The sequence below is a fragment of the Panacibacter microcysteis genome, from assembly GCF_015831355.1.
Lineage (GTDB): Bacteria > Bacteroidota > Bacteroidia > Chitinophagales > Chitinophagaceae > Panacibacter > Panacibacter microcysteis.
This window is the reverse complement of the sequence record NZ_JADWYR010000001.1, coordinates 539,531-552,598: the sequence shown is the minus strand read 5'-3', so window position 1 is coordinate 552,598 and position 13,068 is coordinate 539,531. Positions and strand designations below refer to the sequence as shown.

General features: G+C 44.3%; 11 protein-coding genes. 5 read left to right on the top strand and 6 right to left on the bottom strand.

Translation table 11 applies throughout. The features are described 5' to 3' along the window. The first annotated feature begins 46 nt into the window (after positions 1-46). A complete protein-coding gene (locus I5907_RS02265) occupies positions 47-1,336 on the top strand; it encodes a TolC family protein (RefSeq protein ID WP_196989115.1) in 1,290 nt (429 codons plus the stop codon). A 66-nt stretch (positions 1,337-1,402) separates the two neighbouring features. Here I5907_RS02265 and I5907_RS02260 read toward each other — a convergent pair whose 3' ends face one another. Then, on the bottom strand, positions 1,403-1,786 hold the full coding sequence (locus I5907_RS02260; RefSeq protein ID WP_196989114.1) for an SET domain-containing protein: 384 nt from the start codon (positions 1,784-1,786) through the stop codon (positions 1,403-1,405). Positions 1,787-2,101: 315 nt separating this feature from the next. On the opposite strand from I5907_RS02260, the gene mgtE reads away from it, so the two are divergent. Both mgtE and I5907_RS02250 read left to right on the top strand, forming a co-directional pair. Next, positions 2,102-3,508 (top strand): magnesium transporter, encoded by a 1,407-nt coding sequence (gene mgtE, locus I5907_RS02255; protein WP_196989113.1) that lies wholly within the window; start codon positions 2,102-2,104, stop codon positions 3,506-3,508. Positions 3,509-3,776: 268 nt separating this feature from the next. Beyond that, positions 3,777-5,588, top strand: a complete 1,812-nt coding sequence (locus I5907_RS02250; RefSeq protein WP_196989112.1) for a T9SS type A sorting domain-containing protein — start codon at positions 3,777-3,779, stop codon at positions 5,586-5,588. A 54-nt stretch (positions 5,589-5,642) separates the two neighbouring features. Here I5907_RS02250 and I5907_RS02245 read toward each other — a convergent pair whose 3' ends face one another. The 5 genes from I5907_RS02245 to I5907_RS02225 all read right to left on the bottom strand — a co-directional run bounded on the left by I5907_RS02245 (position 5,643) and on the right by I5907_RS02225 (position 11,676). Beyond that, complete coding sequence (locus tag I5907_RS02245) at positions 5,643-7,022, bottom strand: UDP-N-acetylmuramate--L-alanine ligase (protein ID WP_196989111.1); 1,380 nt, start codon at positions 7,020-7,022, stop codon at positions 5,643-5,645. 345 nt (positions 7,023-7,367) lie between these two features. Beyond that, entirely contained in the window at positions 7,368-9,323 is a 1,956-nt protein-coding gene (locus I5907_RS02240; RefSeq protein WP_196989110.1) for a M1 family metallopeptidase, read from the bottom strand. Between the two features lie 239 nt (positions 9,324-9,562). After that, complete coding sequence (locus I5907_RS02235) at positions 9,563-10,117, bottom strand: GNAT family N-acetyltransferase (protein ID WP_196989109.1); 555 nt, start codon at positions 10,115-10,117, stop codon at positions 9,563-9,565. 2 nt (positions 10,118-10,119) lie between these two features. Next, positions 10,120-10,542 (bottom strand): hypothetical protein, encoded by a 423-nt coding sequence (locus tag I5907_RS02230; protein ID WP_196989108.1) that lies wholly within the window; start codon positions 10,540-10,542, stop codon positions 10,120-10,122. 48 nt (positions 10,543-10,590) lie between these two features. Further along, a complete protein-coding gene (locus I5907_RS02225) occupies positions 10,591-11,676 on the bottom strand; it encodes a GTP-binding protein (protein WP_196989107.1) in 1,086 nt (361 codons plus the stop codon). 147 nt (positions 11,677-11,823) lie between these two features. Here I5907_RS02225 and I5907_RS02220 point away from each other — a divergent pair, with 147 nt between their 5' ends. After that, positions 11,824-12,333, top strand: a complete 510-nt coding sequence (locus I5907_RS02220) for an RNA polymerase sigma factor (protein WP_196989106.1) — start codon at positions 11,824-11,826, stop codon at positions 12,331-12,333. A 4-nt stretch (positions 12,334-12,337) separates the two neighbouring features. Further along, entirely contained in the window at positions 12,338-12,994 is a 657-nt protein-coding gene (locus tag I5907_RS02215; protein ID WP_196989105.1) for a hypothetical protein, read from the top strand. Positions 12,995-13,068: the final 74 nt, after the last annotated feature.

The following is a 13,068-nucleotide window of genomic DNA, read 5'->3' as shown; positions in this document are numbered from 1 at the left end:
GTTAAAAGAACAAAATGATCAACAATAAGCATAACGCAACACAAAAATGAAAAAGATACTATTGATAAGTTCATTGGCATTGGCTGCTTTCGCAGCCAATGCGCAAACCACCACAAATGGAGAACTTAAAACGCTCATTAAACAATCCTTCACCTATTTTCCCAAAATAAAAGAAGCGGAAAACACGGTAAGTACGGCACAGGAAAGGCTCGAGATAGCTTCCACCAACAACCCTGTTGTAGAAGGTGTGGCCAGCTACAATTTTGTGCAGCCAAAAATCACACTGCCTTTCCCCATAGATGGTGAAGTAAAAGATTTTCAGTTTGCTCCGGTACACAATGTAAATGCCAATGTAGGGGCAAACTATATGCTTTTCGATTTCGGCAGAATAAAGGCCAATGTGGAAAAAGCCAAAACCGATCTTAAATATGCGCAACACAGCGTAGATTATTCAAAAGCACAATTGGCCAACCAGGTAGCCATTATTTATTACAACATTATTTACTTCAACAAGGCCATTCAGATAGAAGACAGTGTGCTGGCATTCTTAAATGAAAACAGGCGCATTATAGATAGCAAGCTGCGCAACGGCGATGCCATCAAAATAGACTTGCTGAATGTACAGGCAAGTATAGATGCCGAAGAAAACAGGAAAGTAGATCTGCAGAATAACCTGCAAAAACAACTCAACCTGTTGTCTTATACAACCGGCAGCATAGTATCTGCAGGCACTTCGTTCGATTTTGATGTGCCGTTAAAAGATGCTTTGTCTGCACTTACCGAAGCCCAGGCCAATAATCTCGAGTATGTATTGGCAAAAGATAAGGTGCAGCAGGCGCAGTCAGAACTTGCGGTAATAAGATCCAACGACAAACCTTCTGTAAGTCTTGGTGCAAACGCAGGCTTTAAGAACGGTTATGTACCCAATGTGAACGAAGTACGATTTAATTACGCTGCCGGGGCCACTTTCAGAGTACCTATTTACGATGGCGGAAAAACACGCAGGCAAACAAAGCTGGCGCAAACCGTAGTAAAGCAAAATGAACTGGCTGTACTAACGCTCGATAATAATTACAAAAAAGATATAGAACAGGCGCTTACTGATATCAACAGTAACATGGAAAGAATTAAAAACACCACCGGCCAGATTGAAGAGGCAAAAGCTGCTGAAGATCTTGCTGCAAGCCGTTACCAGAATGGGGTAGGCACCAATCTCGAAATTACCAATGCCAGTACCAACAGGCAAAGGGCCGAGTTTACCAGGTTGCAGTACGAGTACCAGTTGTGCCTCGCAAAGGTTGAACTGGCAAGAATACTGGGGTACAATTACTGGTAGTTAAATTTTTTGGTTGTTTTTTATGGTTGATGATCCGGCCCCGTTGAGAATAAGACGGGGATTTTTTTAGTGCGTATCAAACCATACTTTGGTTTGATCAGTAGGGTCTGCATTATAGTTGATGTATAATTCTTCTCCTTTCTTTATTTTTTTTACTGTGCGTATGCTTACAATCAGGTTGTCAAAATCCATTTCGTATGCACAGTTTGCATCGTAAGAGTGGTTGTACATAGATACATAACCCAGGGCAACACATGCCTGGCGCCTCGTATCACCCCATTCAAAAACGTAGTGGAACAGTTTTGTTTTTTCTATGTCTTTGCGTTCTTTACTGGTTAGTACTATTACCGGTGATATTTCTATCACTGTATCAGCAGGAATACTTTTGGTTGTAAATACACCACGGCCCCTGTCTTCAGATGGCGCTATAACTAAATGAGGTGCGATCATATTTTGAATGATGATAATGCTTTGCTAACTGCAATGAATGATGTTATGGATACAAGGCTGCAAAATATGGTATTGGTGCTTTTTCGCAAGCAGAATACGGGTAATTATTATTTTGATGGCTGCCACTGCTGAAAATGCATACAGGCATTTTCAGGCCTGCGTTAGGACTTCGCTGCGGTCTTCGCTTTGCCCCATCATTGTACTGCAGTTGAAGAGTGCGACGCAAGTAAAGCCCAACAGGCATTCAGGCGCCGGGTACATAAAAAATAATATAACAGGAAATATCTTTCCCTCATCATTCCCTAATTTGCACGCATGAGTTTTGAAATGGAAGAACTGCCTTTAGCGGAACAATTTGAGCAACTTATACAAGGTGGCGACAAATTGGCCATTGCTGATTTTCTGAACGACCAGAACATCAGCGATGTGGCAGACATCATTTACGAAAACCCTGATTATGAATCGCAGATAATAGCCAACATGGCCATACACCGTGCTGCGAGTGTATTTAAAATACTGGACATTACCGAGCAGCGCCGTATTGTAAAAGAGCTGCCCCCGTTTAAAACAGCAGAATTACTGAATGAACTGCCGGCAGATGACCGTACAGACTTTCTCGAAGAACTGCCGAAAGAAGTGATCCGTGACCTTATTAAATTGCTGGACCCCGAAGAAAGAAAAATTACACTTTCGCTGCTTGGCTACCCTGAAGACAGTGTTGGCCGTTTGATGACCCCTGATTATGTGTATGTGTACGAGCATAACACCATAGATGATGCGTTGGGCGTAATACGCAAAGTGGCAAAGAGCAGTGAAACTGTTGATGTGATTTATATCATTAACGAAAAAGGAGAACTGATAGATGATGTTAAATTAAGAGACATCATTATCTCTGCCCCGGATAAAGAAATTGGTGAACTCATCGACGGACGCGTGGTATCACTAAACGTGAATGATGACCAGGAACATGCCAGCCAGGTATTTAAAATGAATAACCGTGTGGCACTGCCTGTAACAGACGATAACAATATTTTGCTGGGCATTGTAACCATAGACGATATTCTTTGGGTGGCCAACGAAGAGTTTAGCGAAGACATGCAGAAAATGGGTGGTACAGAGGCATTGGAAGAACCTTATCTTGAAACCCCGTTTTTCAAGCTGATCAAAAAACGCGTGGGCTGGCTGATTGTACTTTTTATTGGCGAAATGCTTACTGCAACAGCGATGTCTTTTTTTAGTGACGAAATAGAAAAAGCTGTAGTGCTTTCGATTTTTGTGCCGCTGATCATCAGTAGCGGGGGCAACAGCGGTTCGCAGGCCTCCACACTTATTATACAGGCTATGGCTGTTGGCGAAGTAACGCTTGCAGATTGGTGGCGGGTGATGCGCAGAGAAGTACTAAGCGGCCTGATGCTCGGGAGCATACTTGGCGCAATAGGGTTGCTGCGCATTTTTATCTGGCACATACTTATGCAAAACGGTATTATAGAAGATCTCTATGGGCCACACTGGCTGCTGATAGGTTTTACGGTAGGTATTACATTGATCGGTGTGGTGTTATGGGGCACACTCAGCGGTTCTATGCTGCCCATTATACTTAAAAAACTTGGTGCAGACCCTGCCACTTCTTCTGCGCCTTTTGTAGCCACACTGGTGGATGTAACCGGGCTCATCATTTACTTCAGCGTGGCGTACCTCTTCCTGCGCGGTATTATGTTATAGCAAAAATTGATTGGCGGCTTTCACCTTCTTATGAATGCGAAAGGCGCTCTGCTACGGTATTGGTATAGCTACATAAATATGTGGTCGTTACAGATTGTTGCCATCTGCGTTGTATGTTAGCTTTTTATACAAACACAGATAAGTTATCGTTGCTGCAAACCATGTTAACATATGTCTTATTGGTATAATGAAAACACTTTTAGAATTAAAATGAATGTCTATAGTTTTTACCTTACATAAACTTTTGAACCTTTTAAACTTGATGTGAATGAAAAAAATCTACGTTCCGATTTTGCTTGCTTTGTTATCAACAGAATTACCGGCCCAGACCTTTACGCACAAAACGATTGGCATGTCAAAGCTGCCGGCAGCAAGAACCGCTAACGATGCACCTTACACCGTAATCCGTACAAGTGATGCAGGATTGATGTTTGCTTACCCATACAACAGGAATGGTAATAAGAATGCTGTTGTAAAGTTTACCAATGCATATGCCGTGCAATGGTCGCGCGGTACATATATCGAAGACACCGTAAAAAACTATCCGTCTGCTGTTGTTGAAGCACTTGATGGAGGATTTATCGTAGCGGGTACTTACAGTTATAGTTATAACAGCGACTCAACAGGTGGCTTCGTGTATAAGTACAATACCTCAGGCACTGTTGTATGGCAAAAGTTTTTCAAAGCTGCAAAGTTCACCGGTTTTTCTTCTGTGGCACAGGACCAGCTTGGCAACGTCTTTATTGCCGGTACATCAAACACCGGTACGTCTGCCGGTTTTGCAGTGGTAATTCTCAACCGGAAAGGAGATATACTTTTCAACGGCGACTACAGTGGTGGCGCAAACGTGCTCGAGACAAAGATCATCAACACGCGGGATAAAGGTTTTGCCGTTCTTGCGCGTACAGCTACCGGCATGGAAGTAGTGAAAGCAGACAGAACCGGGCTGGTAACCTGGTCAAAATCTGTTACCGGCTCTTTTCAGCCATATAACATGGATATTGTAGAAGGCAGTACAAAAGCCATCACTGTAGTTGCATCGCAGGCAGATGGCTCTGCACTGGCCCTGCAGCTTGATAAAAGAGGCGCTGCGGTATGGGGTAAAAAGCTTACCAATACTGCCGCTGTTGCTGTTAACGATGCGGTTATTTTACCGGGCAATAATGTTGTGGTGGCAGCAACAGTGGGTGGCGCGGCAAATGTATTCAAACAAAGCGCTGCTGATGGTGCTGTACTTGGCGCTAAAGATATTTATACCACTACAGGCAATGTGTCAAACACTATCAGCAGGGTATCTGCCAATGAGTACATGATCGCCGGTTTTGATGCAGCAGCTTCCACCAATTACATAAGCACCGCCAATTTCGATACATCACTGAATAATTGTAATGATATTGCCAGCAGTTACACTGTTGCAGACAACCCTGTAACCACCGCAGATGTAACCTTTACCACGGGCGCAGTTACAGAAGTTACGCAGGTACCCACAGCCGAGCCTTACAGCCTCTCATCGCAGGTAACAACTGTATGCGAAAATGTTTTGCCGCTGAACCTGGTACGTTTTGCTTATACAAAAAATGGTAACAGCATCCTGCTTTCCTGGTCAACCACTGCAGAAGTAAATACGTCTTATTTTGATGTGGAAAGAAGTGCGGATGCCAGGAACTTTGCACCAATCGGGAAAGTGACTGCCCGGAATACACCCAACCAGAATGATTACCAGTACGCGGATGCCCGTCCGTTAAGCGGCGTAAATTATTACAGGCTGAAAATGGTGGATGCAGATGGAAAATACAAGTACAGTCCTTACATATCTACGGCAAACAACAAGAATGTAGACTATGTAATATTCCCGAATCCTGTGCAGAACAACATCTTCCTGACCATCAACAGTAAGATACAAACAGCGATGACCGTAACTGTTGCAGATATGCAGGGTCGTGCTGTACTGAGAACAGTATTTAATGTAAACGAGGGCGTCACAACAAAAGACATACCTGCAGCTTCCCTTGCGAAAGGAACTTACCTGGTGAAGCTCGAATCAGCAGAAGGAACACAGGTTATCAAGATCGTTAAATAGTATATTGAAGAACCGCATATAACACCCAGGGGTCGCCGCAGGCGACCCTTTTTTTTACAATGCACTCCAAACCTGCCCGGCAAATGCTTCGAGCGATGGGTCTCTTGCACCCATTAGCAGCAACACGCAATCACCGTTAAGGTGGCCGCGGATGGCAGCAACCAGGTTATCACGGTCTTCCACAAAGAAAGCCTGCTTACCTTTTTGCTCCAGGTCATTGATAAGGTCGCCGGCAGAAATATCTTTGGTGGCGGTGCCACCCGCATAAAATATTTCGCTCATCCATATTTCATCCTGTGGCCTTAAAGCCGCAGCAATCTCTTCCACGAAATCATTGCGTAAAAACCTGGTAGGTGCGTAGCCGTGCGGCTGAAACCATGCTATTACTTTTGGTGCAATGTATTGGCAGGCTTTTATGGAGGCGGCACATTTTGCCGGGTTGTGTGCATAATCATCAATAAGCCATACGCCGTTTTTATGACCAATTACCTGGTGGCGGCGGTAAATACCTTCATAGTCTTTAAGCGCAGTTGCGCAAACATCAAGTGGCACGCCAATCTGCGCAGCAACAGCGGTAGCGGCCAAGGCATTCTCCATGTTGTGCTGCCCAACCTGGTTAAGTTCAAAGGCTACACCATTTATGGTAAATGAGATCGTCAGGCCATGTTGAATAAAATCTTTTGCCACAAAACCCGCTGGTATGTGCTCAGCTGCAGAAAAATCATGGGTCACATTTTTCGACAACTGTTTTGCCAGCACATGAGACTGGTTAACGATGAACAGTTCTTTTGTATTGGTCCTGAAAGTGTCGAAGACTTTCAGCAGCTCATCAATTTCTTTATGGTCTTTGTCAATATTGAGGAGCAAACCAACTTCAGGCGTGTATTGCACAATCGAGCCATCGCTTTCATCTGCTTCAATTACCAGCCATTCGCCTTTGCCTGTTTTTGCATTGCCGATTCTGCCCGTCTTTATAAAGCTTACAAGCCCGGCACCGCTTATGATTGATGGCTCAAGACCCGCTGTTTCCAGTACCTGGAACAGCATACCCGTAGTGGTGCTTTTGCCCGATGTGCCACCCACCGCAATGGTCTTTTTACTTTTTGCAATCAGTGCCAGTAATTCAGATCTTCTTATAACCGGAATATTGAGTTGTTTTGCTTTTTGTATTTCAAAAACAGTGTCTTCAATGGCTGTAGAGGCCACTACCAGTTCTGTTTCAGCCGTTATGCCGGAGCCATCCTGCAAAAAGCACCTGATGCCTTCTGCTTCCAGTTTTTCTTTGGTTTCGTTGTACGCTCCCGGTTTAAAATAGCGGTCGCTGCCGCTTACATGGTACCCTGCGCCTGCAAGGTATTGTGCTATGGCACTCATGCCCGTGCCAGCCACACCAATAAAAAATACATGCTTAAAATCGTGCACCGAATTGATCATGCTGCGAATATATTCATAAGCTGCGTGTCTCTGTAATCTTTGCACCCGCTGGTTATGCTACTTTTTTTATTTTGGTAGCCGGCAGCATTGCTACTATTCAGCTACTGTTGCGTCGCACACTTGTGCGGCAGCAGCAATACTCAACAAGGTGCAGTCTGCGCAGTGCCGTTTGAAACCTGTAGCAGGCCAAAGTGAGGAGGCTGCAGCCGACCACTGCATTACAGTACAAGTGTGCGACGCAAGGGACGATGCCACATGCACTTTGCCGGGCTCATCATAATACCATAAAATAATAACGGGTAACATACACTGCTACCCGTTATGATGAATGCAACAATCAATGGCTTAATAATCTGTCCAGATATTGTTGCCCTTATTGATGTCAGGATAATTTTTATCGGGGTCAATTACCACCTTTGTTATTTTGGCTGTAGTATTCACTTTGAATTTCCACACAGGGCCATGCTGCCATATCTCTACCGGCAGCGTTTTGCGCATGGTTTTGCCGGCAGCATCTGTAATATCTATCACTACAGGCATTGGCAATTGTTCGTTATTGGCAATGGTAATAACTGCTCCCTGTGCAGGATCTCTATCCCTGCTTACATAAGATACATCGGTTACGGCCTGGTCTATCTTCCACTGGTTCATAAACCAGCCGCGCCAGAACCAATCCAGCGATTCACCCGCATAGTTCTCTATGCAGTGAAAGAAATCGTATGGTGTAGGATGTTTGAATGCCCATTTGTGCACGTAGTAGCTGAATGCACTGTCGAAACGTGCTTTGCCTAAAATATTTTCGCGCAGTAATGTGAGCCCCATGCCTGGTTTGAAGTAAGCCACCATGCCAAGGTTGCGTGGTTGTGTTACATCAGGCACGGTAAACAGGTTTTCTGAACTGTCGTTGAATATCCTGTTGGCAAAGTTCCACCTGTTCATTGGCTGCTCCTTATACTCGCCTTTGTTAAAGGCTGTATCTGCAAGCGTGTTGATGAAAGTATTGAAACCTTCATCCATCCAAGGGAATTTTCTTTCATTGCTGCCTACGATCATCGGGAACCAGTTATGGCCAAACTCGTGCGATGTAACACCCCAAAGGTCACCCTTCTTTGCCCTTGAACCGCAGAATACGATACCCGGGTATTCCATACCGCCCACAATACCGGCCACATTGGTTGCAACAGGATACGTGTACTCGTATAAATACCTGGAGTAAAATTCAATTGCGCCTTTTACATATTCTGTGCTGCGGCTCCATGCGCTGTCTGTGGCCACTTCTACAGGGTAAGCAGATGCTGCGATGGCTTTCCTGCCGGATGGCAGGTTGATCCGTGCCGCATCCCAAACAAAAGCTGCCGAAGAAGCCCATGCAACATCTCTTGTATTGGTGCAGCGAAACTTCCAGGTAAGATGCTCTTTTGATGGTCTTGATGCTGCATCAGTAACTTCTGCAGCGGCGCGAATGGCAACTGTTGTATCGCTGTTCTTTGCCGCCTCCCATCTTTTCAGTTGCTCAGCGGTAAGTACATCTTTTGGGTTTAGCAACTCGCCCGAACCAACGATGATCTGGCTGGCTGGTGCGGTAATGCTGTAATCAATATTGCCGTACTCGAGGTAAAACTCACCCTGGCCAAGATATGGCAGGGTGTTCCAGCCGTTAACGTTATCATATACACACATACGTGGGTACCATTGTGCCACTTCATTGATCCAGCCATTTTTTGTATTCAAACGGCCAAGCCTGTCGGTACCATATTCCGGAATGGTAAAACGAAAAGCAATTTTCAACTGTATTGTTCCGCCGCCGGCTTTTACTGCATTGGCCGGTTTTACCTGCATGCGGCTGTCAGTAATATTGTAATTACCGTCTAACGTTTTACCGTTGTCTGTAACCTGTACAGATTCGATGGTATAACCGCCATCAAACTGGTTACGGTTTGCCCAGCGGCCACCGCTTATTGCAGTTGTTGCTACGCCGCGTGACTGTAAATTGTAAATATTCTGGTCCAGCTGCAACCACAAAAACGGCAGCGATTGAGGGCTGTTGTTGGTGTACGTAATAGTTACAACACCTTTTACATTTTGTAAAGAATCATCCAGTGTAGCCTGTATGTTATAATCGGCGCGGTTTTGCCAGTAGTCTGGCCCCGGCGTACCGTCCGCAGCTCTTACCTTATCGCCATATGCAGGATAAAACATCGGGGCAAACGCTTCATGCTGGTCATAATTTGTTTTTTGCGCAAAACTGTTTGCACAAGCAAACAATGCCGCGAACAACAAACACTTTTTTGCTGATCTCATAATGTCATCATAATTGAGTTAAAAATGTGCATGCAGGAAAGCCGCAAATGTAACACATCATGCTGTTAAAGGGTGAATAAAAATGATGGTAATGCGCATGGTAAATCATCTGCAGGTTTACAAAGCACCCGTTGATTGACATCGGATATTTTGATTGTACCGGCTGCAGTAACCTGTGGCATCGCCTGTTGTGTCACTCACTTGTACTGCTGGTTTTTTATGGCGGCTGTCCGCACTTTTTACATTACCTCCGTAGCATGCGGCCACGGCGGCAACTGTTTCCAGACACGGTAAATGTGTACATGGTTGTTGCTGTAGTAAGTTGTTTTATCAATATGCATCCCGTTTTTCACCGCCACTTTCTGCGATGCAATATTGTTTACTGCAATGATGGATACCAGCGAATCGCGCAGGTTGTGTAAGAACGCAAAGTTTTTGCAGGCTATGGCGGCTTCTGCGGCATAGCCTTTGTTGCGGTGGCGGGGCATAACGGAATAGCCGATTTCCAGTTCCTCAATATTGTCTATGGTTTGCACCAGCAGGCCACACATTCCGATGATCTCCCCGTTTGTTTTATCAACAAGAATATTCATGCCACCGGTATTGCAGGCGTAACGCTGGAATGTTTTTTCAAACATGCGTGTGCAGTTGAGGTAAGGGTCGTTTACTTCAGAGATCCACTGCGCAGATGAGGAAGGATCCTGGTAAAATTGGAGTATGGTGTCAAAGTCTGATGGTGCCAGCCTGCGAAACAGCAAGCGTTCAGATGTTGTGCCGGCTGGTAAGTACTGCATGCCTATACTGTATGTTTGGGTAGCAATGCTGCGATATTGGATTTGAAAGAAGCCAGCCTGTCCCAGATAAAACGGTTACTATCTCTGCCAGATTCACCAATATCAATTATTTCACAATGGCCGATTACTTTATCTGCAAGTGTATCTATAAAACCAAAAGGCGATAAAGCCTTTACCGCAGCAGCAAAGCTTTCCGCATATACATGGCCCCATATTTCTACGGCAATTGAGTGGTCTGATACATCAAACTCTTTTCCGTTCTGTTCTTTAAACGAAGCTTTCATAGCCGTTACCAGTTCGTCGGTTGCTGCTTCTGTCTGTTGTGCGAGTAAAGCTGCAAGCGCCGCATCATTTACCAGTTTAATCTTGTGTTGCGTCATGGCAACTTTTATATTTCTGCCTGATACCTGTAGTTCCTTTTCCATAAGGGTGTTTACCAATGAATTTCTGATGGTGAATATATACAGGTAAAGTTAATCAATACGCTGTGTTGGTTTTGGGTAGCCCGGCTTAAAACTGTTGTGCGTTTGTACAATGATCCTGCTGCCGGTTCCTGCGATTACCTGTTCTATACTTGCATGGATGATGTTTGAAAGAACAGCGGGGTCTGTTTCCACCCTGGCATTAATCATTACTTCAAGATGTTTACATGCCACATTTGTCAACCCGGCTTTAAGATTGTGTTCACGCGTGGTGTAACTCACTTTTGCCGACCAGCCGGCTTCATTGTGCAGAAAAAATTTAAGGTGGCCGATTGCATAATGTTGTGCTTTTATGTTTTCGGCAATCGTATCCATCAACAGTCGGGCAACAGCAACTGCTACAGGCTGCATAGTATGTATGCTCAACAGGCAGTCGCTCCAGGCCAGTAATGCTTCCCCGCTGGCATACCTGTCGTAATCAATTGCCAGCGAGGGTTGATCAGTCAGGGCAGGATACTCCTGCAAAACCCTGAGCCAGGCTGCTACATCTGCCATGCTTGCAGAGTTTTGGTACAATATTTTTTTATGTGCTAAGTTGCTTTGTATGAACAGCCCGAGATCATTTTTTTCTGAAGCCGAAAGGGTGTCCCATTTGTTCATAATGAGCAGGTCGGCTTCTTCGATTTGTTTCCCGTAAATATACCGTACATCTTCGCTTACAAACGAAGCCTCGTTATAAACGATTGCTTTCAGCAGCCCTGCATCTACAAATACCGAAAGCACTATACGAAAGTCAGGATAATGCCTTATCATCGGCTTTACAACTGTTGCGATAAGATCGGTACAGGAGCCCACAGACTCGGCAAAAACAACCTGGACGTTTTCATTTGTTTGCATATGCAGCAATGCGCCTGTAAGATTGTTGTAATTGCAGCAAAAACAGCCATTTGGCACATCCGCGTTTTCAATATGCAAACTATTCATAAGTGCTTTGTCAACCAGGTGATTTCCCTGGTCGTTTGTTACCACGCCCGTTTTAATGTGTTGACTTTGCAATTGTAAGGCTGCGGCGGCTATAGCAGTTGTTTTGCCGCTGCCAAGAAAACCACCCACCAGGTAAATTTGTAGTGTGCCCATTGCAATGATATAGGTTGGTTAAAAAGGTAAATTACAGATTCGGGCACAACAGCTGTGCTGTAAGCGCATGAAAAAATAATTTATGCTGCGCTGTGATATTCGTTTCGTTTGTGCGAATAATACTTACAGATAAACCAGGCAACCTATATGCACGCCACTGAACAGTCTACATTGTTTCTCGAAGTGCTGGAAAAACACAAAGGCATCATTTTCAAGATTGCCAATGCTTACTGTATACGCGAACAGGACAGGCAGGACCTTATACAGGAAATTACGATACAGTTGTGGAAATCATTTTCGCGCTACAACGATGCATACAAATATTCCACCTGGATCTATCGCATAGCGCTTAATACAGCTATCTCTTCTTTCAGGAAAAATAAAAAGCAAAAAAGTGTAGCCGGTAACATGCCGGAAGCGATCATTCACCTGGCGGAAAGTAATACTGCGACAGAACAGGAACATCAACTGGAGTTATTACAGCAATGTATTGCTGAATTGAAAGAACTTGATAAGGCCATCATGATCCTTTACCTCGAAGAAAAAAGTCATAAGGAGATCGCTGCAATTACCGGTACTTCCGAAACAAATGTGGCTACCAAAATCGGCAGGCTTAAACTACTCATTAAACAAAAATTTTTACAGAAAAACGTATAACATCATGCAGGAAATGGAACTGATACATCTTTGGAAAGCTTACGATAAAAAGCTTGATGAAAGCTTACAGCTAAACAGGCAAAATGCAACAGAAATAACTACAATGAAGGTGCAAACACTACTTCACTCAATGAAGCCAGCTAAGCTGTTTGCGGTGATCATTGGTATTTGCTGGGTGGCAGGCCTGGGGTTGTTACTTGTTAAATTGTTTTTGAACGACTATGAAACGACCAGTCTTTTTTTCCTGTATTCTTTATCGCTACAGGTGTTGATAACGGCCGTTGCTATTGTTGTGTACATTTACCAGCTTAGTCTTTTGCACAATATTAATTTGGATGAACCGGTAGTGTTAACCCAGCAGAAACTTGCCAAAATAAAAGCTTCGACACTTTGGGTTACCCGCATTTTATTTTTACAGGCACCCTTATGGACAACATTCTATTTGTCAGGAAGGTTTTTTGACAACATTCCGGCAGGCTGGCTGATCTTTCAGTGTACCATTACGTTATTGTTTACTGTGCTGGCATTGTGGTTGTTTTTTAATATCAGAGCGGAGAACGCAAATAAAAAATGGTTCAGGTTACTATTTTCCGGTAATGAATGGCAGCCGTTGATGAAGGCTGCTGACCTGCTAACGCAGGTAAAAGATTATGAGATATAAACAGTTTTAGACTGAATAATATGCTGTCAGACGGAGGACCGTCAGACCGGGAACGCTGCAGCCGCCATTTCAAC

Excerpts from the sequence above, each read along its gene's own strand:
- I5907_RS02260 (WP_196989114.1), bottom strand. The coding sequence starts at position 1,786 with ATGATCGCACCTCATTTAGTTATAGCGCCATCTGAAGACAGGGGCCGT.
- I5907_RS02250 (WP_196989112.1), top strand. The coding sequence starts at position 3,777 with ATGAAAAAAATCTACGTTCCGATTTTGCTTGCTTTGTTATCAACAGAA.
- I5907_RS02235 (WP_196989109.1), bottom strand. The coding sequence starts at position 10,117 with ATGCAGTACTTACCAGCCGGCACAACATCTGAACGCTTGCTGTTTCGC.
- I5907_RS02265 (WP_196989115.1), top strand. The coding sequence starts at position 47 with ATGAAAAAGATACTATTGATAAGTTCATTGGCATTGGCTGCTTTCGCA.
- I5907_RS02220 (WP_196989106.1), top strand. The coding sequence starts at position 11,824 with ATGCACGCCACTGAACAGTCTACATTGTTTCTCGAAGTGCTGGAAAAA.
- I5907_RS02225 (WP_196989107.1), bottom strand. The coding sequence starts at position 11,676 with ATGGGCACACTACAAATTTACCTGGTGGGTGGTTTTCTTGGCAGCGGC.
- mgtE (WP_196989113.1), top strand. The coding sequence starts at position 2,102 with ATGAGTTTTGAAATGGAAGAACTGCCTTTAGCGGAACAATTTGAGCAA.
- I5907_RS02240 (WP_196989110.1), bottom strand. The coding sequence starts at position 9,323 with ATGAGATCAGCAAAAAAGTGTTTGTTGTTCGCGGCATTGTTTGCTTGT.
- I5907_RS02245 (WP_196989111.1), bottom strand. The coding sequence starts at position 7,022 with ATGATCAATTCGGTGCACGATTTTAAGCATGTATTTTTTATTGGTGTG.
- I5907_RS02215 (WP_196989105.1), top strand. The coding sequence starts at position 12,338 with ATGCAGGAAATGGAACTGATACATCTTTGGAAAGCTTACGATAAAAAG.
- I5907_RS02230 (WP_196989108.1), bottom strand. The coding sequence starts at position 10,542 with ATGGAAAAGGAACTACAGGTATCAGGCAGAAATATAAAAGTTGCCATG.